The organism is Liquorilactobacillus capillatus DSM 19910, assembly GCF_001434915.1.
GTDB classification, from domain to species: Bacteria; Bacillota; Bacilli; order Lactobacillales; family Lactobacillaceae; genus Liquorilactobacillus; species Liquorilactobacillus capillatus.
Genome location: NZ_AZEF01000027.1, coordinates 248,745 through 271,474, shown reverse-complemented (window position 1 = coordinate 271,474; position 22,730 = coordinate 248,745). Strand labels below are relative to the sequence as shown.

General features: G+C 35.8%; 26 protein-coding genes and 1 tRNA gene. 18 read left to right on the top strand and 9 right to left on the bottom strand.

Features of this window, described 5'->3' with window-relative positions; all coding sequences use genetic code 11:
- Positions 1-55: 55 nt before the first annotated feature.
- From udk to FC81_RS06990, 4 genes are all read left to right on the top strand, one after another.
- Positions 56-703 (top strand): uridine kinase, encoded by a 648-nt coding sequence (gene udk / locus FC81_RS07005; RefSeq protein ID WP_057744803.1) that lies wholly within the window; start codon positions 56-58, stop codon positions 701-703.
- Between the two features lie 91 nt (positions 704-794).
- Positions 795-1,271 (top strand): transcription elongation factor GreA, encoded by a 477-nt coding sequence (gene greA / locus FC81_RS07000; protein ID WP_057744798.1) that lies wholly within the window; start codon positions 795-797, stop codon positions 1,269-1,271.
- 120 nt (positions 1,272-1,391) lie between these two features.
- Positions 1,392-2,144 carry an NADPH-dependent oxidoreductase gene (locus tag FC81_RS06995; RefSeq protein ID WP_057744794.1) on the top strand — a complete coding sequence of 251 codons (753 nt, stop codon included), beginning with the start codon at positions 1,392-1,394 and terminating at the stop codon, positions 2,142-2,144.
- 51 nt (positions 2,145-2,195) lie between these two features.
- Positions 2,196-2,283, top strand: a tRNA-Ser gene (locus tag FC81_RS06990).
- A gap of 91 nt (positions 2,284-2,374) precedes the next feature.
- Here FC81_RS06990 and FC81_RS06985 read toward each other — a convergent pair.
- The gene (locus FC81_RS06985; protein ID WP_057744791.1) at positions 2,375-3,061 is read right to left on the bottom strand and encodes a DUF3862 domain-containing protein; all 687 of its coding nucleotides are present in this window, start codon (positions 3,059-3,061) and stop codon (positions 2,375-2,377) included.
- 728 nt (positions 3,062-3,789) lie between these two features.
- On the opposite strand from FC81_RS06985, the gene FC81_RS06980 reads away from it, so the two are divergent.
- From FC81_RS06980 to FC81_RS11150, 4 genes are all read left to right on the top strand, one after another.
- Positions 3,790-4,086 (top strand): DUF6731 family protein, encoded by a 297-nt coding sequence (locus FC81_RS06980; RefSeq protein WP_338041714.1) that lies wholly within the window; start codon positions 3,790-3,792, stop codon positions 4,084-4,086.
- 646 nt (positions 4,087-4,732) lie between these two features.
- Complete coding sequence (locus tag FC81_RS06975) at positions 4,733-5,344, top strand: hypothetical protein (protein ID WP_057744785.1); 612 nt, start codon at positions 4,733-4,735, stop codon at positions 5,342-5,344.
- Positions 5,345-5,874: 530 nt separating this feature from the next.
- On the top strand, positions 5,875-6,129 hold the full coding sequence (locus FC81_RS11155; RefSeq protein WP_235804651.1) for a hypothetical protein: 255 nt from the start codon (positions 5,875-5,877) through the stop codon (positions 6,127-6,129).
- A 32-nt stretch (positions 6,130-6,161) separates the two neighbouring features.
- Positions 6,162-6,689: a minor capsid protein gene (locus tag FC81_RS11150; protein WP_235804650.1), complete on the top strand. Its 528-nt coding sequence runs from the start codon at positions 6,162-6,164 to the stop codon at positions 6,687-6,689.
- Positions 6,690-6,786: 97 nt separating this feature from the next.
- On the opposite strand, the gene FC81_RS06965 is transcribed toward FC81_RS11150, so the two are convergent.
- Positions 6,787-7,389: a hypothetical protein gene (locus tag FC81_RS06965; RefSeq protein WP_057744782.1), complete on the bottom strand. Its 603-nt coding sequence runs from the start codon at positions 7,387-7,389 to the stop codon at positions 6,787-6,789.
- 238 nt (positions 7,390-7,627) lie between these two features.
- Here FC81_RS06965 and FC81_RS06960 point away from each other — a divergent pair, with 238 nt between their 5' ends.
- The 4 genes from FC81_RS06960 (at position 7,628) to FC81_RS06945 (ending at position 10,101) form a co-directional block, all read left to right on the top strand.
- On the top strand, positions 7,628-8,230 hold the full coding sequence (locus tag FC81_RS06960; RefSeq protein ID WP_235804649.1) for a capsid assembly scaffolding protein Gp46 family protein: 603 nt from the start codon (positions 7,628-7,630) through the stop codon (positions 8,228-8,230).
- A gap of 78 nt (positions 8,231-8,308) precedes the next feature.
- The gene (locus FC81_RS06955; protein ID WP_057744781.1) at positions 8,309-8,674 is read left to right on the top strand and encodes a hypothetical protein; all 366 of its coding nucleotides are present in this window, start codon (positions 8,309-8,311) and stop codon (positions 8,672-8,674) included.
- A 474-nt stretch (positions 8,675-9,148) separates the two neighbouring features.
- The gene (locus tag FC81_RS06950) at positions 9,149-9,628 is read left to right on the top strand and encodes a GNAT family N-acetyltransferase (protein ID WP_057744778.1); all 480 of its coding nucleotides are present in this window, start codon (positions 9,149-9,151) and stop codon (positions 9,626-9,628) included.
- Positions 9,629-9,885: 257 nt separating this feature from the next.
- Positions 9,886-10,101: a hypothetical protein gene (locus FC81_RS06945; protein ID WP_057744776.1), complete on the top strand. Its 216-nt coding sequence runs from the start codon at positions 9,886-9,888 to the stop codon at positions 10,099-10,101.
- Positions 10,102-10,392: 291 nt separating this feature from the next.
- Here FC81_RS06945 and FC81_RS06940 read toward each other — a convergent pair whose 3' ends face one another.
- From FC81_RS06940 to FC81_RS06925, 4 genes are all read right to left on the bottom strand, one after another.
- Positions 10,393-10,728, bottom strand: coding sequence for a hypothetical protein (locus FC81_RS06940; RefSeq protein WP_057744773.1), 336 nt, complete (start codon positions 10,726-10,728; stop codon positions 10,393-10,395).
- A 363-nt stretch (positions 10,729-11,091) separates the two neighbouring features.
- Positions 11,092-11,307: a DUF378 domain-containing protein gene (locus FC81_RS06935; RefSeq protein ID WP_057744770.1), complete on the bottom strand. Its 216-nt coding sequence runs from the start codon at positions 11,305-11,307 to the stop codon at positions 11,092-11,094.
- A 227-nt stretch (positions 11,308-11,534) separates the two neighbouring features.
- Positions 11,535-12,119 carry a hypothetical protein gene (locus FC81_RS06930; RefSeq protein WP_057744768.1) on the bottom strand — a complete coding sequence of 195 codons (585 nt, stop codon included), beginning with the start codon at positions 12,117-12,119 and terminating at the stop codon, positions 11,535-11,537.
- A gap of 254 nt (positions 12,120-12,373) precedes the next feature.
- Positions 12,374-12,736, bottom strand: a complete 363-nt coding sequence (locus FC81_RS06925; RefSeq protein ID WP_057744765.1) for a DUF2513 domain-containing protein — start codon at positions 12,734-12,736, stop codon at positions 12,374-12,376.
- A gap of 711 nt (positions 12,737-13,447) precedes the next feature.
- Here FC81_RS06925 and FC81_RS06920 point away from each other — a divergent pair.
- Positions 13,448-14,818 (top strand): sugar porter family MFS transporter, encoded by a 1,371-nt coding sequence (locus tag FC81_RS06920; protein ID WP_057745076.1) that lies wholly within the window; start codon positions 13,448-13,450, stop codon positions 14,816-14,818.
- 166 nt (positions 14,819-14,984) lie between these two features.
- On the opposite strand, the gene FC81_RS06915 is transcribed toward FC81_RS06920, so the two are convergent.
- From FC81_RS06915 to FC81_RS06905, 3 genes are all read right to left on the bottom strand, one after another.
- Positions 14,985-16,667 carry an alpha-glucosidase gene (locus FC81_RS06915; protein ID WP_057744763.1) on the bottom strand — a complete coding sequence of 561 codons (1,683 nt, stop codon included), beginning with the start codon at positions 16,665-16,667 and terminating at the stop codon, positions 14,985-14,987.
- A gap of 284 nt (positions 16,668-16,951) precedes the next feature.
- A complete protein-coding gene (locus tag FC81_RS06910; RefSeq protein ID WP_057744760.1) occupies positions 16,952-17,413 on the bottom strand; it encodes a MarR family winged helix-turn-helix transcriptional regulator in 462 nt (153 codons plus the stop codon).
- A gap of 183 nt (positions 17,414-17,596) precedes the next feature.
- The gene (locus FC81_RS06905) at positions 17,597-18,673 is read right to left on the bottom strand and encodes a glycosyltransferase (protein ID WP_057744757.1); all 1,077 of its coding nucleotides are present in this window, start codon (positions 18,671-18,673) and stop codon (positions 17,597-17,599) included.
- Between the two features lie 278 nt (positions 18,674-18,951).
- On the opposite strand from FC81_RS06905, the gene FC81_RS06900 reads away from it, so the two are divergent.
- Genes FC81_RS06900 through FC81_RS06880 form a run of 5 tightly spaced genes read left to right on the top strand, consistent with a single transcriptional unit; the run spans position 18,952 to position 22,714 of the window.
- Positions 18,952-20,235 (top strand): AMP-binding protein, encoded by a 1,284-nt coding sequence (locus tag FC81_RS06900; RefSeq protein ID WP_057744752.1) that lies wholly within the window; start codon positions 18,952-18,954, stop codon positions 20,233-20,235.
- Positions 20,225-21,370, top strand: coding sequence for a thiolase family protein (locus FC81_RS06895; RefSeq protein WP_057744749.1), 1,146 nt, complete (start codon positions 20,225-20,227; stop codon positions 21,368-21,370). The genes FC81_RS06900 and FC81_RS06895 overlap by 11 nt, the downstream gene beginning before the upstream one ends.
- A complete protein-coding gene (locus FC81_RS06890; protein ID WP_057744746.1) occupies positions 21,363-21,716 on the top strand; it encodes a hypothetical protein in 354 nt (117 codons plus the stop codon). The genes FC81_RS06895 and FC81_RS06890 overlap by 8 nt, the downstream gene beginning before the upstream one ends.
- A complete protein-coding gene (locus FC81_RS06885) occupies positions 21,676-21,975 on the top strand; it encodes a hypothetical protein (RefSeq protein WP_057744743.1) in 300 nt (99 codons plus the stop codon). Before FC81_RS06890 ends, FC81_RS06885 begins: the two co-directional genes overlap by 41 nt.
- A 4-nt stretch (positions 21,976-21,979) precedes the next feature.
- Positions 21,980-22,714 carry an SDR family NAD(P)-dependent oxidoreductase gene (locus FC81_RS06880; RefSeq protein ID WP_057744740.1) on the top strand — a complete coding sequence of 245 codons (735 nt, stop codon included), beginning with the start codon at positions 21,980-21,982 and terminating at the stop codon, positions 22,712-22,714.
- Positions 22,715-22,730 lie beyond the last annotated feature (16 nt).

Genomic DNA, 22,730 nt, shown 5'->3' with positions numbered 1-22,730 from the left:
ACAAAAAAGGAAATTTCCTGGTAAATAGTGGTGGCAAAAACAAGGAGTATTTTTGATGATAGAACAGTCAGGTAAACAACATCCAGTAATTATTGGTGTAACAGGGGGATCAGGCAGCGGGAAGACAACTGTCAGCCGTGCAATCTTTAATCAGCTTCATGGGTATTCATTGATGCTGCTACAACAAGATTCGTACTATAATGATCAAGCTAAGATGACGCTTGAAGAACGAGGCAAGGTTAATTATGATCATCCAGATGCTTTTGACACAGATTTATTGTTGAAGCAACTTCAAGATCTTTTGGAATGGAAGACCGTTGATATTCCGATTTATGATTATAAGTTACTGACACGCAGTCCTAAGACCCTAGAACAACAACCACGTGAGGTTATTATTATTGAAGGTATTCTAGTACTGCATGACCCACGTCTTCGTGATTTGATGGATATCAAGGTTTTTGTAGATACCGATGATGATATTCGAATCATTCGCCGAATCAGACGAGATATTAGAGAACGTGGACGTTCATTAGAATCAGTCATAACCCAATATTTGCACACAGTTAAACCAATGTATCATCAGTTTATTGAACCAACTAAGAGATACGCGGATATCATTGTACCAGAAGGTGGAAAAAATCAAGTAGCCATTGACCTGTTAACAACGAAAGTCCGTGATGTTCTACGCAGTAATCGTAAGTAGTTACGATCTACGGAGGAAGATTGCTTTACCGGGTTATCCTAATTGTGATACGCTTGAAGCGTAATTAATTTTATAAGAGGTGTGTTTGTTAATGGCAGAAGAAAAAAAATATCCAATGACTCTTGAAGGTAAAAAGAAATTAGAAGAAGAACTTGAAACTTTAAAAACATCCAAACGTGCAGAAATTATTGAACGGATTAAGATTGCACGTGGTTTTGGGGATTTATCCGAAAACTCAGAATATGAATCTGCAAAAGATGAACAGTCATTTGTTGAAGGTAAGATTAAAACGATTGAACAAATGGTTAATCATGCAGAGATTATTGATAATGGTAATGTTGATGCTGATGAAATCGCAGTGGGAAAGACAGTAACCTTTAAAGAACTCCCTGACGAAGAACCAGAAACTTATACGATCGTTGGAGCTGCAGAAGCTGATCCATTCTCAGGAAAGATTTCTAATGAATCACCTATCGCTAAGGGTTTGGTTGGATGCAAGCTAGGTCAAGAAGTTTCAATTCCCACACCAGGCGGTAATATGAAAGTAAAAATCTTAGAAGTTAAGTAGTCAATTAAAATAAATAGAATAAGCTTAAGGATGCCATCATCGCCCTGCTAGGGGAATGAGGCATCTTTTGTTTTTAAGAAGTTGGGTGTTGGGCTAAGTAGGTAAACAGGGGGCTAAAAGATGATTAGAAATCAGACAACAATAAAACAGGTAACACACCGTACGATTCGTGCTTTTAAAGAGCGTACGTTGACAACGGATGAGTTGGAGATGATTAAAGAAGTTGCCAGTCAAACCGCTACCAGTATGTTCATGCAGCAAACTTCAATTTTACATATTACAGATAGGAGCAAGCGGGACAAGATTAGGCAAATTACTAATCAAGAATATGTTGGCAAAAATGGGGATCTCTTTATTTTTATCGCTGACCTTTATCGTAATCAGCAGATTAGACAGCAGCTAGGGAAAGACGATGGACGCCTACATAAAACTGATATTTTTATGCAGGCTATGCAAGATACTGTTTTACGGGTTCAAAACGTAGTTAACGCTGTTGAAAGTATGGATTTAGGTGCAGTGATCCTTGGGAGTATCAATAATGATCCTTTTGCATTACTGGACGTCCTAGAATTACCGCCACTGACATATCCAATTTTAGGACTTCAAGTTGGTCAAGCAGATCAACAGCCGCAGTTGAAGCCACGACTCCCAATTGAATTTACTTTCTTCGAAAATACTTATCAGCGTCAAGTTGATGTTAAGCAAATGTCCGATTATGATCAACTTGTTCAAACATATTATGATTTGCGTGCTGCCAACCGTAGAATTGATTCGTTTACAAAACAAATTACGTCGCAAAAACTTAACTGTCATAAAACTAAACGGGATGATCTCTGGCGTGCAATTCAGTCACAAGGGTTATGTAGAGACTAAAATAGACTATTGCTTTTTCTCCAATAAATTGATATAATATTTACCGTTGTTGGAGAGTTGGCAGAGTGGTAATGCACCGGACTCGAAATCCGGCGAACCGGCTAATACCGGCGCGCAGGTTCAAATCCTGTACTCTCCTTATTTAATATATAATACAAAAGGGCGCATATTACCTCTATGTATAAATTGTATAACACATCTTTCGTCTTGGTCGGGGAGAGATGTGTTTTTTATTGCATATTTGTTTGAGTTTTACCCGAAACTGCATCATTTGTAAAAGTTATTTCGAAATTGGAGCCTAATGAGCCTTTAACACCAGATGTGTAAGTCCATATCTCAGTAGTTTGATCACCAATATTGGTTAAGCTAATACCATTAGGCTTACCAAAACTTGCTTGGATTTTATCTTTAGTAGTCCCATTAGAAACATTGTTAAATTCACTTAATGATACTTTTTTAACGCGGTCAACTTTTATACCCGTTATTGCTTTTGAAATTGCGTGGTTATTTGAAAAACCAACAATAATATTGGAACCTAAACTTCCACCATCGACATTATTAAAAGCATGCATTTCTGATTTGATATTTTGAATAGTTTGTTCCGAGGTTGAATCTGCTTTTTTACCAAATAATTTTTGAACATCTGCAACAGTAGTCCCATTATTTTCTGAAAGTGTTATTTTGTTAAAGTTTCCTTCAGTCAAACCTGTAACGCTTTTTTTAGCGGAATTAGATTTAGAGCTTGCGGTTTTTGAAGAATTATTAGATGTATTTTTAGCTGAGTCACTTTTAGAATTACCCATCTGTGATCCTACAGATATCACCAGAACAACTAAAACCCAAAACCATATTCTTTTGTAGAAAGGTTTCTTTACTTTGTACGTTTTTCCATCTTCTCCTATTATTTTCTTAGACATCTTTATTCCCCCTAATATTTCAGCTTTTATTGTCATCAGTTTTCTGGACATCAGTTTTTAATAGTAGCAGACATTACTTTGCTTTCACAGTCATACTTTTAATTATAAGATTAAATCGTAAAAAAGTAACATAAAAAGGACAAAAGGTTTTTTTGTAATCCGTTTTTAGCAATCTAATTGAATTAGATGTTGTATAAAATAGCAAGAGAAAAGTATTGAAGTAAAATGCTGTATCAGTAGAACTATTAGTTTTAATTATAAGAAAGGGATAAAAGGCAACCAAGCAACAGTACATGGGGTAGGAAACGAATATATAAATAATGGCTAGAATTGAGAACCAAATCAGACTTCGAAAGGTATATTTAATATCTCCATGAAAACCTACACTTATTGGAAATATTGATAGCGGTCGAGGAAGTCAAATATCTAGACCAGAAGAAAGTTATCTTAATCGATTAAAAAAAGACAAGAGGTTGAAAAAACTAGAGTTGCTAAAAAAATGTGGTAATAAATTTTTAAAGGAACTTTCTAAAAAAACGAGGAATTAAAAGAGATCTATGAATGGAAATTTATTTAAGCAAATTATATGGGGTGGAATGAAATAGGCGAAAGCTTGGGATATTCAGGCAGAAAATTGTACCGTCGAAGAAACTCATTATTAGAGCTTTGGGGTAAAATTTGTGGTGAATGCTGATTTGGCACAAATTACGATAGTTTCGGTGCATTAAATAAAATGGTATCATCGGAAAGTTGAGAAACATACCGATATCGTTACTTCCTCTATGTTTTCAAAAATAAAGAAACATAAAATCTATCGACGTATTTTTGTAAAGGGTTCAGGTTTTAGTTTTGCAGCAGTAGATGATTTTAAAGATAATCCAATCAATAAAGCAATAGCACAATTAAAGAGAATTAATGGAACTAGCTTTAATATTGAATTATCAATGGTACGAGAATCTAAAGAAAAAAGTTTAGATCAAAAACAAATACGTAAATTAATTGATGAAATTTTGATCCTATATTAAAAGGACACAGCTGCTTTAATGAGTATTACTTTTCATGAAGAAGATACTGCATTGGACGTAATTAATTTAATCAAACCAAGGCTGGTGTCATCAATCGTTATGAGCGTGGAAAATTTGATAATGGTTACTTCTGAAGCTATGTATACAAATTTTTGCGAAAAAATTATTTGATACCAGATACTAGTAAATGAAATATGCAAGATAAGGTATGCTTAATTTCAGAGTTAACATCTAACTCATTGTATCTTTGATAATTTTTTGTATATGTAATTTGAAAAACTTACGTAGAAGTGTGAGTGATTCAATAGCTATTTCTTTGATTATCTTGGCGACTTTAGGAGGTGTATTACCTAATATTATTTCTATGGATGATAATTCAGAATTTTTAAAACGTGCGTGGTGATACGGTGTTGAAAGATATATATTAAATATTCTGTTCAAGAGAATTCTTTTTAATTTGAAAGCTTTTATTATTATTGTTAAAGTGATAGGTAATATTTATCTTTTTAAAGTAGACAAGACGGGTGAGAGATGTGAACCTTAAATACCTATAAAAGCAGCTATTGAGCTGCTTTTTTTGTATCTTCTTTGCGAGTATAATGGTAGCTAAAATGAATGTGTAATGAATAAATGAAGGAGAAATTTAATGACAATATGGGGATTAGAAGTGGGTTCTTGGGCTGATTTGGGCGGCTCTATTGCAACTTTTACAGCTGTATTATTTTCTTTGTATCAGTCTTATAAAGCAACAGTTGATGCTAAGAAAAATAAGCAAGAGATATATAAACAACTTGAAATAAATAAGCAAAATAATTTTGATGTTCAGGGTAAAATATTTAAATTACAATTTTGCCTTCAAGAATTTGAAAAAAAAGACGTACTATTTGAAACGGCAGTTAGTGATATTAACGTCTTGATGCATAGTTTAGCTGAACTTGACCCTGTAAATGTACGAAATTCAGCAAGACAATTGAATAATAATTTGCATGAACTTATGCATAATGCAGGGTCATTACAAACAATTGTTAGGGCGGCAAATGCTAATGACGAAAAAAAGTATATATATTTGCTTGAAAAATTGAAAAGAAGTAGTGCACAAGTTGAAGAAACCATGAATTTTCTTTCGCAAAAAGCATCATTAAATAAAGCACAGTTAATGAAAGTTGATAAAGAAAAAATTCATATATATTTTGACGACATGGTTGCGATGACTTCTTTTATTCTTGATCAAATGCACCGTACATTCAGAAAAATGTGATAAAAGTATTTATTATTGGGGGGTATATAGTTTTAAGTTATGAATAAGAAGAGGTCATGGGTAGCCCAACTCATAGCCTAGCGTTAGAAAAGTGATTAACTAACATATCTAGAATGTAAGTATGTTAGTATGTAAAATACTATGCTAAAAATAGAGTAGGTTTACAAAGGTAAGTTGCAAAGCAAATATAATGAGTATCAAGTTATGACCAAAGTAATCGGTGGTCATGCAGGTTTTGATATACTTGGTAAAGACATAGTTTACGCTACAGTTTAATGTGTGAACGATGGTTAGCTACTCTTGCTCTTATCAGTAAACCTCTCGTTTACTACAAAGGGCTGATAAAGACAAGTTAACTTACTGGGAGCTAAGAGCTGTTAGGGACGAATAAAAAGCACATGATGATGTCAACGATGGCACAAGCAGAAGGAATTATGAGCACTACAGTTAGCTCTACCGAGCTTGTAACTTTGCGTGCGTTGGCTAAGAATGTTACAGACGTTGAGTCTAAGAAATAAGTCACCGATTACTTGTCAGCTTTGGCAGCTAAGGGACGGATTAGTCGCTTAGAGGAGTTACAGGCCAAGCCCTATATTGCTGTTAAACAGGCAGCTAGTGTTGAAATTGAACATTCAACTGATCTATACACAAAAGTAATTCAAGATGCATGGAATCAAGCCACTGCAGAAAAGATTATTGGCGATGTCACAAAAGATGTTCAACTTTACGAAAAGGGTTATGTCGCTGATCTGGATAAAAAAGGTACGCAAGATAAATATTGTTAATCCTGAAGCTGGCAAGAAAGTTACCACAGTCAATGCAGTTCCAGAGAAGAAAGTTTAAGCAACTCTCTACTCGTTACGTTAAGCAGACGCTGAACGAACGATGGCACGGTAAGAATTACTCACAGCGTATTTGGAACAACACCGATAAGTTAGCTGAGAGACTCCATGAGTTATTTACCGCCCAGCAGATGTCCGGAATGTCTGAGTGTGAGATGGCACAGGTGATTGAGAAAGAGTTTGGTGCCGGTATTTACAATGTAAAGAGATTAATTAGGACTGAAGCTAATTATTTCCATAACAAGACAAAACTTGATAGTTGGAAAGAACGAGACGTAAAAGAGTATCAACTTGTTGCAGTCCTTGATAAACGTACGTCTCAAATATGCCAGCATATGGACGGTAAAGTGTTCAAAACTAAGGCTGCAGAGGTTGGCACAGATTACCCACCGTTTCATCCGAATTGCCGGACAGTGGCAGTTATTCATTTTGCTAACAGTCCATATGCTGTCACAAGGAATGCAAACAATCCTAACACCGGTAAGAAATTCAAGATTAGCTAAGACACAACGGATTGAGACTGGGAAAGAATGATTAATGAATGAGAAACAAACTTAAATTTAGACATAAACTTTATTTTTGCGTTTTAGAGTGTATGAACTAAAAAATAGATGGAAATAATTTTGCTAATATTTTTCTTAATTCTTTATCGAAATTATCACTGCCAAAGAGTTTATTAAGTTCTTCCGGGCTTTTTTTAACTGAAAGATATCTGTTAAAAAAATTATGAATATAATTTCTGCATGTAGAGCTTGAGTAATTACTCTTAAACTTTAAATTGTCAAGTGGACAGTAATATTTGTAGTTACCCAGAAAACTTGATTTAACTTTTAGTTTGCTTCTGCATTTTGGACAAAAGAAGCCATCAATACTAGAAAAACATAATTCATTATTAAGATTTATATTGAAGTTAACTAAAAAAAATCCATCAAAAAAAGGAATATTATGGGTATCTCCAACAGTTAGAATATTATCATTAGGATAGCCAGTTTGATTATTCATATGAATATTTCTAATTTTATATAACATTAGCCAAAATAGGGCAACAGCAATTAATACTATCCAAAAATAAATGTTAGAAAAAATAACTTTAAGGCTTTTTGAAAAAAACATAAAAAATGCGGTTATGGCAGTAGTACTTAAAATAAAATGAAAGATCAAATTATCCAGTAAAGTATTAAGCCTGTTCTTTATCCATTCCACAAAAAAACTCCTAACTTGTTAAACGACTATAAGTATAAGACTTTTTTGTACATTATTGAAATACAAAAAATAGATTTAACCTGAGCAAGGTCGTTAAACTACTTAAATTAAATAGCGTGTGTGGGTTTAACTACTTTACATAATGATTGATAGCACTGTACATGAGGCAGCTTGCCGTGTGTGGGGTGCTATTTTTCGTGGGGTGAATTAAATGTGCATGAGCTAAGGAGGAATCACAATGGAAAAGATACGATTTTACAGCACTTTATTGAATCTGCAACGTTTCGCTGAAGGTGGAGATCCTGCTGGTGGAGACGGAGGGAGGGGATGGGGCAAAGGTCCCAATGGCGGTGATCCGGATCCTGAAGGTAAAGAAGACAAGCCCTTCAAAGCTTTCAAGACCGAAGATGAATTCAACAGTTGGTTTGATTCTGCTTATGACAAGCAGTTTGAAAAAGCTGCGGAGAATCTGAAAGCCAAATGGGAGAAGGAGTCCAAGGAAAAGAAGTATTATGAACAGATGACTGATGCTGAGAAAGCTGAGTACGACTTCAATCAGAAGCAAGAAAAGCTCAATCAGCGTGAACAGGAAGTTACTGTCAAAGAGAATTGTGCTAATATCACGAATAAACTCGCTGAAGATGGACTGCCAGTGAGCTTGGTTAAGGCTTTCACTCCTGCATTTGCTGACACAGATAATCTTGAAACAACTTACAAAGAAGTTACCGAAGGATTCCGTGAGGCACTCAAACAAGGTGTTGATAAGGCGCTGGCTAATTCTTCTAAGACACCTGGTGCCGGTGATGGGATGGCGGTTCGAAGTCTACTAGTGAATCAATAGCCGAAGAACGGAATAAGCAGAGCAAAGGCGCTGCAAAGAGTATTTGGGACACAGTTAAATAAATAAGGAGGAATATCTATGTATGTAAAGAAAAAGGTAGAAGTCAATCAGTTAAATTTCTTGGTTTCTGAAAAAGTGACATCATTTACACAAACTGTAGATGATACTAACTATAATGTACAAACTGATGGACTTGGTCACAAGATTATTCCAGCTGGCACCGTTTATCCAACGAACGATGCTAAGGCGATCGGGGTAACTTACAATGAAGTAGATGTTACGGAAGGCAAACAGCCAGTAGCAGTTATTCAAGAAGGATGGTTGCTTGGTCAACACTTGCCAGTTGCTCCGTCTGCTGATGCAATTAAGGCAATGACTACGATTCACTTTAAAGATATTGCTGATTTAAGTACAGGAACATCCGGTGGGCAAACTGGTGGCTAATGTTGAATGGAAAGGTTAAGACAGCTTAAAAGATAAGCTTGCTAAATTTCCTAAGATTGCACATGATGTAATTTGGGATGATAGTTTTGATGTTGTTGAGAAAACTCAGGGTTATATAGTAGAAAACTTAAAAACACCGTAAAAACAGCATTTTCTAATTAGTATTTTATCCTATATGCTTCTAAGGGCGCTACCTGAGCAATAATATTAAATGAACAGCTTACACTCATTACAAGAGGTGCTTTTGTATTTCTATTATTTTTTTGAATTATAGTATCAGAGATACTATTTTTAATACAAATATAAAAATAGCTATCCAACTTTTAAGGACCTCTTTTTACTTGCTATTGTTTTGATTTCCATTTTAATTTAGAATGAGTTACGCGAGCTGATTATCTGCTAGTAACTAATGTATTTTAGATAACTGATTTCAAAGCTTGACAATTAAAAATATAAAGCTCAAGGGAGACGACAATGGAGGTCACTTTAAAAAATATTACAAAAGAAAAAGAAGATGTATTACAAAACTTATTTCAATTATATCAATACGAGTTTAGTGTTTATGTTCCATCTGTCCGAGTTAATTCAGAGGGACTGTTTAAATTAGTTAATCTCAAAGACTATTGGGAGAGTAAGTATTACCATGCTTTTTTTATTTTAGCAGGTGATAGAATAGCTGGTTTTGCCTTAGTAAGGGAATCAAATAATAATCAGCCAAGTTTTATTGAACAGTTTTTTGTTATGCGTTATTTTTCAGGTAAAGGCATAGGTAAGAAAGCTGCAAAAGCTATTTTTAAGTTATTTCCAGGGAGATGGCAAGTACTTCAAATAAAGAATAATTATCCAGCACAAGCATTTTGGCGTAAGGTAATTACTGAATATACTAATAACGATTTTGAAGAAAGATATGATAAAAATGATGATCGTAGTTCAATTCAAGAATTTGAATCATAAAAAATAACAACTGTGCATTTCTATGCTTTTTAGATTTTAGTTGCGAATAAAAAAAGCAAACAAACTTTACAATCAAGTTCATTTGCTTTGAGGATCAGAGATTTATATCAATGATAGAGAATTAAGACGAGGTTGAAAGATACTTTTTGGTTCCATTGTTGTACAATACTCTTTAAACATATACGTACCAAGGGAGCTTTGATTAAAACTTTTTGCGTATTTATAAATAAACTCGAAAATAATAGGAGTGATTTATAATGTCGGATAAATTAGAAGATATAATTTTGCTAGGGTTAAGACATAATAAGCGTATGGGAATTAAACCAGGGACCCAGCTGGATATTGCACACCATTTTGGTCTTTCCCATCCATATGTCCATCAGTTGATTTATGGAAAGATGTCAGATACTGAATGTACTAGAAAGCGAATAAAAGAAATATGCAATTATGTTGGTGTAGATTTAAAGAGGTAGCATAAATAAGCTCTCATTCCTTAACTGGTAGAGACGGAGGGGATGGGGGCAAAGATCCCAATGGTGGTAATCCGGATCCTGAAGGTAAAGAAGAGAAGCCATTCAAAGCATTCAAAACCGAAGATGAATTCAACAGTTGGTTTGCTTCTGCTTATGACAAGCAGTTTAAAAGCTAATATTAAGATTCTCTTCATCAAGTTACTTTAGTCAAATAAAAGACACACCCATAATATAAGAATGTGTCTACTGAGTTTGCTCAGTTTGATTGTCAAAGAATAAGCTATTATCTGATTAGTATGAATTCATTAATGATGAGAAGAGCGAGGCAAAGAAAATGATATACAAAACGATGACGACAGCAGCAATGATAAATTGAACAAGGCCAGCACGGTTCCAAGTAGCTTGAACGGCTTTGAAGGTTGCAATATCTTTATAATCGCCATTTTGCCAAGCCCATTCGTTACCTTTAAAACCACAGACAAAGACCCAAACAATATTAAAAAGAGGTATTAAACATAAGAGCGGAAGGTATGTTTTATTACCGATGCCCCAAAATATATTGTACATAAATGCGCCCCAGTTCCAGCCTTTGATTTCTGCAGGAACAGTTTTACTATTTTCTTGCATGGTCGTTCCCCCCTAATAAGAATTCAGCTTTTAATGTCATCAGTATCTGGACAATAGTATTCTTTACAATGAAGATTCAATTATTACTCTACTATATGATTACTGTAGCACGCTTGCTGCTTAAATTACCAGTAAAACAAACGGCCTATATCTTAGATGTTATATTAATGGTCATTATAAAAAAATAATACAGTACTGAATATCTCATCTGGACTAGAATTAACGCTTGCCTTAAAAAATAAGGTAACTATTATATTATTAAGTAACAGATAAAAATACTTTATGTTTAATTGAATAAAAATTAGGTTAAGTTAGTGGCAAATTTATGCATAAAAAAGCCGGCCTAAAGCCGGCTAAGTTAATTTAGCCTTTGTTCTTAGCAGAACTTGTAATAAATGAGAAGAACTTCAATGAATAGAGAGCACAGATACCAACGATAATATAAACAATTTTGGAAAGAATTGATGTTTGACCGCCAAAAATAGCGGCGACAACGTCAAAATTAAATACTCCAACAAAAAGCCAGTTCAGACCACCTACAATCAATAAGCCAAGTGCAATACTATCCAGAGTCTTCATGAAAAGACACTCCCTTCTAAATTATTTTAGGAACACCTAAAGTATAACAGTCTCTATGATATGCTGATATTAATATGCAATATAAATTATTAGATGGCTATTTTAGGATGTATAAACAAATTACGATTCAAATATAAAGCGTCAGTCTGAAGAGTATTATTTTGAGATTAAAATAAATAATAACCATATTACTGCAATTAGAAATATTTTAGGTGTAGTTTTTAATGCTAATAACCGTCATCTTCTGTTTCAGAATCAGTTTTAGAATCCGGTGTTTGCTGTGCCTGTTGCTTGCCTTTATCAGTTTCTTGACCATTATGATCGAGGTATCCCTGGTCCATTAAGTGTTCAGCCTGTATTTCACCTGAGCTTTTCATTGTGTCGGGAGTACTTTTTAACGCATCATATGCTGTCATCCCTTGGTGTTCAACTTTGTAAGCAGTAGGGGACATACCATATTTGTTTAAAAAGCCAGTTAAAGTTTTCTCGTTATAAGATATGGAATTACTGTCAGAGGCTTGAATCTGTGAAGATTGAGCAGTAATGGAACTGCTGGTAGCTTGGGAATTTGAAGTTATGACACTTGAAGTATTCGTATCAGCTGTAATTGATTGGCTACTGGCTGTTTCAGTTGAACTGCTGGTTGAATCTTTACTTACTACTGTTTTTTTAGATGAACTCTTTTTTGAAGTGGAAACTGTTTTGCTCATACTGGCAGTTTTATGATTACTTTTACTTGTAGTACTGTTACCGCAAGCTGCAAAAATTACTGAAGTAAGAGCGATGGTACTTAACAAAAATATTTTTTTCAATATTAGATCCTCCTGCTATTTAAAATATATGAAATTAAGGTTTAGTTGAGTTAGTTCTATTAGTAACTCAGAGGCTATTTTTACTGTGATGCGTAAATTAGACAGTTAGGGAGTATGGTGGTTAGACAGCCGGATGTTTGATAATGTATGTATGAATAAGAAGTGATTCTGCTAAAACCACCGTAGTCTGAATTGCAAACAGTTGATTTGAAAGTGACGGAACAAATTGTCTATGATTTAAGCAGTCTGGTTTGCTAATTATAGTGTTTTTGGTAATCAAAGGCTAAGTGCTGCAGGTCTCTGATCGTAATAAGTTTATTATTTGACTCAATAGCTTTAGCGACCTCTTTAAAAAAGGTTTCGTCTTTTAAGCAAGATAATAAACAACATCCACTTTTGGTCAGTTCACCAATCGAGTAATTAGTGTCATCATTCAATAGATATTCATTTTCAACCTTAATAAGAGCACCCTCATAGAGCATTTGAATCGTTGAGGAAACAAGTTGTTTAGGATAGTGTTGTTCAAGTTGCAGATCACGGCTATTAATGTACTGACCAAAAGGTTTATTTGCGACAATATTCAGAAGATCACGGATACATGCAATGTTGATTTCCATAATAAATACACCTCCTTAACATAAATATATAACGAAGTAATGTTTTTACAAAATATTTAACACTTTTTTATCCCTTTTATTTTAACTGCTGTTAGTTAGGACAAAGTGTGTAATATTTGTTTTTGTCCATAGACAAATTTTAAAAAATAATAATTTAAAAAAGAGAATCGTAAAAATTCTTAAAATTTAAATTAATGAGGGCCATATTTTTTAACAAAAATAAGTATATTTGTTAGTATGTTACTGCTTGGGGATTAATAGTTCTCAAGCAGTATTCAACTGATAGCCCCAGTCAGGAATGGCTGGGGTTTTATTTGCAATAATCAAATAGTAGTTTTGCGATAGATGAAATAAGAGGCAGTACAAAGAAAATCTTTGACTGTCTCTTATTTGTCTTGAATTAAGATTAGGTGATCAAAAATAGAGTGATGATCTGGAGAGAAAATGAAGTTTAAATAAAAGCGTCTGCGACCTCATCTTGTGAAATTAATACTATAATGAGAAGTGTAATAGTTTTCTAATGTACCGAGATCTTTACAATCTGGACAAAAAGTTGAAGCAGTAAAGTGCAGGTGCTTGTGAACTTGTTCTGAGAGTGGAACATGATTGAAGAGGAGATGACAGGAGTTACTATGTGAATGCTATATATGAAAATTATAGATACACAGTTGCTTAGTTATAGATTAATAAATGAGGTGGATAAATAGTATGCTGCAATACAGACAAAAAGAGACTGAAGATTCATTTTTAAAACATACATCTTCTGTAATTGCATTAGGCGGCTTTTTATTTGGGTATGATACAGGTGTCATCAATGGTGCGCTCTCCTTCTTGAGCCAACCAGATCAGTTAAATCTGAATTCAACGCAACAAGGAGTTGTCTCAAGTTCATTAATTATCGGTTGTTGTTTTGGGGCTTTACTAAGTGGTCGCTTAGCAGATAGAATCGGTAGAAAAGCTACATTGCAATTAGTTGCTCTTATTTTTACGATCGCAACATTAGGTTGTTCTTTTGCGTTATCAATAAATATGCTGATTGCCTTTCGGACGATATTAGGTTTGTCGATTGGATGTACATCGAACCTTGCACCAATGTATTTAGCGGAAATCTCACCTAGCCAGTGGCGTTCACAAAATGTCAATAAAAATGCTGTAGCAATTGTTGTTGGACAATTAGCAGCGTTTATTGTTAATGCATTTCTAGGAAATACTTGGGGAAACTGGTCTTCAATTTGGCGTGTAATGATGGGAGTTGCAGCTTTGCCAGCAATTCTGCTAGTTTTATTATCTTTTGATTTACCGCAAAGTCCTAGATGGCAAGTTTTGAATAATTCATTAACGCAAGCAAAAGAAAATTTTGAAAAATTAGGTTTCTCACAGACAGATGTTCATAATAGCCTCCAGCAAGCGGGAAAAACTACAAAAACGGTTAAAAATAAATTGAGAATTAAAGCTTTGATCGGTAATAAGCATCTTCGTTATCTTTTGACAGCTGGTGTTATTATTGGAATCATTCAACAACTGTCTGGGGTCAATGCCGTGATGTATTATGGAACTATTTTGCTGGAAAAGGTTGGGATGAGCAGAGGTTTATCTCTTTACAGCAATATTCTTATCGGGACAATTTCAACAGTAGCTGCACTTGTTGGAACAAGGGTAATTGTTAAACATAAACATGGACAAATGCTGGGTTTAGGTCTACTGGGAAACGCTATTTTCTTAGGATTGCTGGCAGTTGTTTTGCATACAAGTCTTTTTTCGCAAGCAAGTACTAATGTTACCGTGTTACTGTTACTAGCATTCTTTTTAGCAGTCCAACAAGGTATTGTCAGCCCTGTTACTTGGCTGATGCTGTCAGAGATCTTCCCACAGCAAATCAAAGCACGTTTTATGGCAATTTCAACTACGGTTATTTGGTTAACTAATTTTGTGGTTAGTTTGATTTCACCTATTTTGATTGGTGATTTTGGGACAGCTAATGTTTTCTTAATCTTTACATGCAGTAATATCCTATGTGCAATAGTAACATTACTGTTGCTGAAGCCGCAGAAGATTACACATGCTTTTAACCATGTCAAATGATTAGCGATGAGTTAAGTAAAAGGCTTTTAAAAATTAATGTATCTTAGTAAAATTTTAACGATTAAAATGAGATTTAAGAAGGTTAGTTTTTAGATACATTGAAATATACACAATAAGACCAGATCAAAGTTGAAGTTTGATCTGGTCTTATTTGTAGGTGCTTGTGTTAATTTCTCTTTAAATAAACACGTGCTTCATAAGGCTGCAAAGTTGTTTGACCTAGATGTTCATGGTAATTACTGAGTAAAAGCTCATCATAATCTGCTTGATCATAATCACGCTCAATCGTGTGATCAGTAAAGTTGGTCATAACAAGTAATGTTTGCCCTTGATAATGGCGCCGATAGGAGAACGCCTCATTATCTTGAGGATCAAGTTCTTCATAGTTACCATAGACAATAATGTCTTCTTGATGGCGTAATTTAATTAGTTTCTGATAGTAATAAAAGACTGAGTTAGAATCTGCTAATTCGGCTTTTGCGTTGATGTCAGGATAATTGGCATTTAAGTCAAACCAAGGTTTACCTGTTGTGAAACCAGCATGAGCTGAGTCGTCCCACTGCATAGGTGTTCGGGCATTATCTCGTGACATATGTGCTAAGTATCGCAGCATAGTTGGTTTATCAACGATTCCTTCTTTTTCAACCAATTCCTTATAAGCATTGATTGACTCAACATCTTCATATTGTTTAAGATCCTTGTAATGAGCATTTGTCATGCCAAGTTCTTCACCTTCGTAAACATAAGGTGTTCCTTGCAGCATATGGAGGGTCGTGCCTAACATTTTAGCTGCTCTTTCACGATATTTAGGGTTATCAGTTGCGAAACGTGATACGGCACGGGGTTGATCATGGTTATTCCAGTAAAGGCTGTTCCAAGCTTTACCGTCAAGCGCTTTTTGCCAACGGGATAAGGCTTGTTTTAAGTCAACCAGCGCAACTGGTTGATCATTCCATTTGCCTAAACGTTTATTAGGGTTAGGGGAGAGGCTAACGTGTTCGAATTGAAAAACCATGTTTAATTCATGCGCGTTCAACCCAGTATAATCAATGACATCTTCTGGAGTTGAACCGGGCATTTCACCGACAGTCATAATATCATATTTTGAGATAACCTTTTGATTCATTTCTTTAAGAAATTCATTTAAACGATGACCATCCGCAACAACTGCCTGAACATCACCATACGCAGCGTTATCTGGAGCAGGAGCATCCGGTAAGCCTTCTGGTTTGGAAATTAAATTAATAACATCCATTCTGAAGCCGTCAACGCCCTTATCAAGCCAAAAACGCATAATATCCCATACAGATTCACGAACTTCAGGATTCTCCCAGTTTAGATCAGGCTGGCCTTCTTCAAATAAGTGTAAGTAATATTGTTTGGTTGTTTCATCATATTTCCAAGCTGGTCCACTGAAGTAAGAACCCCAGTTATTGGGTGCCTTACCGTCTTTAGGATCACGCCAGATATAGTAATCACGGTATTTATTATCCTTTGATTTTCGACTTTCTTTAAACCATTCAGCCTGATCAGAAGTATGGTTGACAACAAGATCCATTAAAATCTTGAGTCCTTTACTGTGTGCCGCAGTTAACAGATCCTCAAAAGACTTCATTGTACCGTACTTAGGATTGATTTTGCGGTAATTACTGATATCATAACCGTTATCTTTATCGGGAGATTCATAAATTGGGTTGAGCCAGATAACATCTGCTCCTAGTTTCTTAATGTAAGATAAGCGTGATTTAAGTCCTGCTAAATCACCAATACCATCACCGTTACTGTCTTGATAACTGCGAGGGTAAACTTGATAAACAACAGCGTGCTGCCACCAATTTTTAGTTGTCATAATAAAGACCTCCATTATTAGTTTAATATGTGTAGCTTATACTGACGTTGAATAATGCCAAAATATTTTGTGGCAATTATTAAGCGTGCGTGTTAAAAAGTGTTTTGGGGTAATAGCTATATCTAGGCTAGTACTTTTGCAAACGTTTACTGTAGTTAATATAACATTTACAGCAAACGTTTGCAATGGTAGATTGGGTAAAAAAATAAAGAATTAAGTCAAAAATACTATTTTGACTTAATCCTCTTAATTTAAGGTTGAAATTATGTACTTAGTGAAATGAATTAGAAGTCATCGGCAAGATTTTGGTTTAGTTTAATCAAGCTAGTATTTAACGTTGTATACTGCTCAATGAGTTCTTCAATGGGTTGCTCAGCCACTTGGCTGAAGCGATATTGAACGTAACCGATTTTCTCCCTTATTTCTGCTAGACTTTTCAGGGAAGCAGCATGCAGCGAGATTTCTAAAAAGCGGCTATCGCCAGCTGCTTTTTTCTTTGTTAGCCATTTTTTAGTAACAAGTTTTTGAACAACAGGGGTAATTGTGTTATTGGCAAGATCTAACTTAGAACAAATCGCTGTTAAAGTTGTTTGTTTTTTTGTCTTGACCACTAACAGCACCATATACTGCAGATAGGTCAGATTATAGTCTTGAAGTATGAGATTGCATAAATGATGAAAATAACGATTCGTTGTGTAAACTGAAAAACATAATTCATCATAGGGTTCATGTCCTGGTTCAATCATAATAAAAACTCCTTTATAAAGTGCCTGATGCGCACGATATATCATAGCACATAAATAAAAATGGTCAAGAAAATTACCTATTAATTTTATGTTTTATGTAGAAGTAATTATTTTTTAGTAACAAAAAAGCCTTTGATTTAGTAACCAATTGGCAGTAGATCAAGGGCTTTTGCTATTTAATAGTTAACTTAAAGCAGAATGCAAATGTGTGGTAGTTTTAACATAAGTATAGATTTCTTGTATTTTATTGATATAGCCTGCAGTATCAAATTTAAGCGCTGTTTTTTTAACTTGCCTTCGGTCGAATACATTCCGGAGACGGTACATTTTTGTACAAGCAGCGATAAATGCAGCCTGATTATTTGTTGGTGTCAAAATACCATTTTGATTAGTAATAATATCGGCTGGTCCGGTGGGACAGTCTGTTGAAATGACTGGAAGACCATGTGAGACTGCTTCTACGATGACCATTGGAAAGCCTTCGTATGTTGAGCATAGCAACAGGCAGTCGGCTTCTGTAATTTCACTCCACGGATCAGGAACCCAACCGCGCCAGTTAATATGTTCAGCAATTTTTAGTTGTTGCGCAAGTTTTTGAGCTGCTGTAAGATCTTTACCCTTACCAAAAATGTCGATCTGCCATTCAAAGGGCAGTTTGGCTAGGACGTGTAATAACATACGGACATTTTTTTGATCGTCTAGTAAAACTCGTCCGATGAACACGGCGTGAAAGGGTGCACCTATTTGCGGGGGTGCGATTAACTTATGTGTAGCTGTTTCAATTGGATTAAAGATCAAGAAGACATTCTCTGGCACCGCTCCAAAATCAATTAGTTGTTGTTTAATTCCAGAGCTGATTGCCAAGTGGTAGTCAGCTTTGTTGATATTTTCACGGCGAAAGTTTTGTGAGTCAATCATCGAGGTATGTCCCCATGAAATAATTTTGAAATGGCAGTGGTAATGGAGACGAATATCAGCGGCTAACTTATTGGCTTTTCCTTCTAGACAAAGAACGATGTCAGGTTGCTGGGCTAAAATATGTCGAATTACAAAAACACGTTGTTGTTCTTCAGAGGTATGGTGGCAGATTTTAACTGTGTAACCATTTTGACGTGTGAACCATTGAAGCCACTCAGGTTCTCCGCTTGCGGGGACTAGCACTTGATAGGTATTTTGCAAGTCATGGTTGATTAGTTCTGAGATTACCCGTTCAGTTCCTCCATGACCTTCGAGGTATTGTGTTACTAATGTTATTTTCACGCTATTATCATCCTTTCGAATTATGAACCTAACATTAAAAAGAGTAGCTATTAATATAGTCCAGACTCGCAATCATCTGAACATTCAGTTACTTACGAACTACAACTTACCTTAAGTGTAGTACAAAATTAATCATATGTTAATCAAACTGCCATGACTAATGATTTAGGTAGATTTTTAATTTAAATATAAACATCCACGTTAACTTATATTGAATACATGGTTAACAAATAATATAATTAGTTCAGTTGAAATTTTTTAAAGGTGTGGATAATTTAATGACTAAACATTTTGATTTTGATATGCTTGCGGATCACTATGGTGAACAAACAGCATTGATAACAAGAAAAGGGTCTTTTAGCTATAATGAGCTCGCGGCAAGAGCTCATCAAAAAGCATCTCGGTATCACTGGGTCTGCCAATATGTTGTCATAATCGGACGCCAAGAACTTAGTTTTGTTGATGAGTTCTTAGCAATACATTATGCTGGACGAGTTCCAATCATTGTCAGTGAACACATTCTGCAATATTTGGATGAGATACTAACTAATCTGAACGGCAACTGGCAGTTTATTGAGGAGGTAAGAACAAGACCACAACCAGCTATGGCGAATGATCTTTTATTTTTAGGTCTAACATCGGGAACGACAGGAATTCCCAAGGTCTATTGCCGCAACTGGTCCTCTTGGCGAGCAGGATTTCTAGTTTGCAACCAGCATTTTAAATTGTCAGACTGTAAATCGATGGCAACACCGAGCCCATTGGCGACGTCATTAGGCCTGCATACATTATTATTGAGTTTCTTTTTAGGCAAAGTAATGTACCTTAAGCCAAAATGGTCGAGTATTGTCTTACCGCAACTGGCGCTTTTTGCAGTACCATCGTTTATTGAACAGAAAGCCAATGAGATTGCTTGGAAAAATATTTCTACTTTAGTGATGTGTGGCGGGTGTCTGCATCCTAGTTTACCTAGAAAAATTCAAAGTCAAGCTACTAAAACAAACTTGTTTGAAATGTATGGTACCTCGGAGACAAGTATGATTTCATGGCAGGACTTGAATAAGGGGAAAGAGGTCAGCTGTGTTGGACAACTTTTTGATGAAGTACAGTTACTGCACAATACTTCGTCGCTAATTGAGGTTAAGAGTCCTTATTTGTTTTCAGGATATTTAGGGAAAAAGCATCCTAAAAGGGTGAAAACAAGTGATGTGGGTGAATTTAAATATGGAAAGTTATTTGTCTATTCACGGCAAAGTGATGTTATTGATCATGGTGGAAATAAGATTTTCCCTAGTGAGATTGAAGAACAGCTTCTACGTGTAGCAGAAGAAGCTGTTGTATTTGGCGTACCGGACAGAGTATATGGTGAAAAAATTGTAGCGTTAGTGGTCTGTAAAACATCGCAAACTGTTTTTGAACAAAAAGCTGTCCAAAACCTTGCAAAGTTTAAACGGCCGCAAGAATATATTTATGTTACGCAGATCCTCAGTGAATCTAACCAAAAAGTATCACGTCGAATGTTAACGCAGAGGTATGAAAGAGGAGACTTTAATGGAATTTAACCAAAAGGTAAGTATCATTGCTGCTGAACGTTTGCCTATCGGAAAAGTCAATGGTATGTTGCAAAATGCGCAACCAGAGTCACTATACACTGAATTAGTAGTACAGCAATTGAAAAAGAAAGCAATTAGTTTGGATGAAATCGATCAAGTTTATTTGGGTAATGTAATGAATCAGGGTGGAAACCTAGCGCGGCGCTGTGCTTTAGCTGCTGGCCTTTCTCCGACAGTCTCGGCTCAAACAATCGATTGCCAGTGTGCTTCAGGTTTAACTGCTATCATTGATGGTGCTGCCAATATTTTGGCAGGAAATGCTAAGATGGTATTAACCGGTGGAGTTGAGAGTAACTCAAATGCGAACACAATTTTTGATTGTATTACTGGTAAAAAGAGCCAACGCTACCCTATGACGGCAGGACCTTATCTTGACCAAGATGTTGGTGTTATTGCAGATGCTCAAGCTGTAAAATATGGTTTGACACGCAAGCAAATTGATTACTTTGCTTATATGAGTCAAAGAAAAGCTTACACTGCTTTTTCTAAGGGGTTATTAACTCCTGAGATACTTGCATACAAGCGCCTGATTCAAGATGAGTGCCCGCGATTTAATACAACGGTGGAAGTGTTGGGACAATTAAAATCAGCATTTACACCTGCTGGGGTTTGCACAGCCGGTAACAGTTGCCCCATTAATGATGGTGCTTCTTCCGTTATTTTAAAAAAATACACTGCAGCTGAACCTACAGCGGGGTATCTGCTGGGATCGGAATTGCTCGGCTGCTCTCCTGAAGAATTTATCTTAGGCCCGGTTTACGCTACCCAAAAATTATTACGGCGTTTTAATCTGCGAGTAGAACAGTTAGCAGCAGTCGAACTTAATGAAGCATTTGCTGTTCAAGCATTGTTATGCCAGAAAAAACTGCAAATCCCAGCTGAAAAATTGAATATACTAGGCGGTGCATTAGCATATGGACATCCATATGGAGCAACTGGCGGAATTCTGGTTACTCATTTGCTGAACATTTTGAACCGACTTAAACGTCCTGCGTTGGGACTCGTTACTCTATGTGTTGCTGGTGGGTTAGGCGCTAGTCTTTTAATAGGTAATGCTTACTGGAGTGAAGAAGACAATGCTTAAAATTTGTGAGCAAAAGATTGCAGCACAGAAACTTGTTTCGCCGCATCTGTGTAGTCATTTGGCAAGCATGTGGCAACACTTACCTTTGCCACCGGAATATAAAAATGGCAATAACCTTTTACTGACTGAGAATTTTGATCTAATTTTTTCACCGCCTTTTATAATTGACCAAACTATTCTGTATCTTGTCAAGAAACATCGAACTTCAAAAGGAAAAGCGATTATTGAACTGATTTTAGAATTGGACCATGGTAAAAAAATGATGGCCCGAGTTGGGATAACATTAATGACAGAAAGTGAATGGGATGAAAAAGTATTTAAATATTACACCGGCGATGGTCAATGACTATTTACGGCGTTCTAATGACCGTAATCCACTGCATCGTGGAACAAGGCAGATTGTACCAGGAAATTTGCTGTTGGAAAAAGTTGAAGAATACTGTACTGAAATAAAACAGACAGCGGTGCAGTCGCTATGTATCACTTTTCTGCATCCACTATATTCAGAGGAAGAAATCGTAATTAAAATTGAAGATGTTGCATTCAGGATTAGTTGGGTAAAAGATGATAGAGAAGTACTGCTGGCAAAGGGGAGATGGAAATAAAAAAATGAAAAAAATATTAATTACAGGTGCAACGCGCGGAATAGGATGGATGTTGGCGCAAAAAGCTGCTGCAGCTGGATTAGAAGTCATCTTGCAGGGACGAAATCCGTACGTCTTACGCGAGAAAAAGTTGATCTTATCCAAAAAAACGAATAAAGTTATGACCAGTTGTTTTGACATCAGAAATCGAACAGCGGCTAAAAGAGAACTTGCAAGGATTGTTGATATCGATTACATTGTTAATAATGCAGGTATGATCGCAGATAATTGGTGGGAGAAAATGTGCATTGAAGATTGGGATGATGTGCTTGCAACGAATTTGACAGGTGCTTTTAATGTTACTAAAGCACTGACTCCCAAATTAAATCCAAATGGTCAGATTATCTTCATGACATCGCAGGCCGGTTTGCTAGGGAACCCAGGTCAAGCCAATTACAGTGCGGCTAAAGCTGCTCTTATTGGACTAACATATACTTTAGCAGCGGAATTGCAACGTTGTTCAATACGGGTAAATGCTGTTTCACCTGGTGCAGTGACAGAGATGACGGCTCCTGTGATAGCTAAACTTAAAGCTAAATATGGCGAATTGCCTGTAGAGTGGCAGCTGGGGTCAACGGAAGCTGTTGCTGAATTTATTCTTGCAGAAGTGCTGCCCACGACAAGAACAGGAACGATCTTTGCTGTTAATGGCAACAGGAATGGTTACTGGAGTAAGCCGCAATATGTTCCGTTGCGATAAATGAAAGCAGGTGTAT

What these genes read in the sequence shown, in the direction of transcription:
- FC81_RS06910 (WP_057744760.1), bottom strand. Translation starts at nt 17,413, where the DNA reads ATGATTGAACCAGGACATGAACCCTATGATGAATTATGTTTTTCAGTT.
- FC81_RS06975 (WP_057744785.1), top strand. Translation starts at nt 4,733, where the DNA reads ATGACAATATGGGGATTAGAAGTGGGTTCTTGGGCTGATTTGGGCGGC.
- udk (WP_057744803.1), top strand. Translation starts at nt 56, where the DNA reads ATGATAGAACAGTCAGGTAAACAACATCCAGTAATTATTGGTGTAACA.
- FC81_RS06995 (WP_057744794.1), top strand. Translation starts at nt 1,392, where the DNA reads ATGATTAGAAATCAGACAACAATAAAACAGGTAACACACCGTACGATT.
- FC81_RS06940 (WP_057744773.1), bottom strand. Translation starts at nt 10,728, where the DNA reads ATGCAAGAAAATAGTAAAACTGTTCCTGCAGAAATCAAAGGCTGGAAC.
- FC81_RS06925 (WP_057744765.1), bottom strand. Translation starts at nt 12,736, where the DNA reads ATGGAAATCAACATTGCATGTATCCGTGATCTTCTGAATATTGTCGCA.
- FC81_RS11150 (WP_235804650.1), top strand. Translation starts at nt 6,162, where the DNA reads ATGCAGTTCCAGAGAAGAAAGTTTAAGCAACTCTCTACTCGTTACGTT.
- FC81_RS06885 (WP_057744743.1), top strand. Translation starts at nt 21,676, where the DNA reads ATGAAAAAGTATTTAAATATTACACCGGCGATGGTCAATGACTATTTA.
- FC81_RS06880 (WP_057744740.1), top strand. Translation starts at nt 21,980, where the DNA reads ATGAAAAAAATATTAATTACAGGTGCAACGCGCGGAATAGGATGGATG.
- FC81_RS06915 (WP_057744763.1), bottom strand. Translation starts at nt 16,667, where the DNA reads ATGACAACTAAAAATTGGTGGCAGCACGCTGTTGTTTATCAAGTTTAC.
- FC81_RS06900 (WP_057744752.1), top strand. Translation starts at nt 18,952, where the DNA reads ATGACTAAACATTTTGATTTTGATATGCTTGCGGATCACTATGGTGAA.
- FC81_RS06895 (WP_057744749.1), top strand. Translation starts at nt 20,225, where the DNA reads ATGGAATTTAACCAAAAGGTAAGTATCATTGCTGCTGAACGTTTGCCT.
- greA (WP_057744798.1), top strand. Translation starts at nt 795, where the DNA reads ATGGCAGAAGAAAAAAAATATCCAATGACTCTTGAAGGTAAAAAGAAA.
- FC81_RS06935 (WP_057744770.1), bottom strand. Translation starts at nt 11,307, where the DNA reads ATGAAGACTCTGGATAGTATTGCACTTGGCTTATTGATTGTAGGTGGT.
- FC81_RS06960 (WP_235804649.1), top strand. Translation starts at nt 7,628, where the DNA reads ATGGAAAAGATACGATTTTACAGCACTTTATTGAATCTGCAACGTTTC.
- FC81_RS06950 (WP_057744778.1), top strand. Translation starts at nt 9,149, where the DNA reads ATGGAGGTCACTTTAAAAAATATTACAAAAGAAAAAGAAGATGTATTA.
- FC81_RS06945 (WP_057744776.1), top strand. Translation starts at nt 9,886, where the DNA reads ATGTCGGATAAATTAGAAGATATAATTTTGCTAGGGTTAAGACATAAT.
- FC81_RS06955 (WP_057744781.1), top strand. Translation starts at nt 8,309, where the DNA reads ATGTATGTAAAGAAAAAGGTAGAAGTCAATCAGTTAAATTTCTTGGTT.
- FC81_RS06890 (WP_057744746.1), top strand. Translation starts at nt 21,363, where the DNA reads ATGCTTAAAATTTGTGAGCAAAAGATTGCAGCACAGAAACTTGTTTCG.
- FC81_RS06985 (WP_057744791.1), bottom strand. Translation starts at nt 3,061, where the DNA reads ATGTCTAAGAAAATAATAGGAGAAGATGGAAAAACGTACAAAGTAAAG.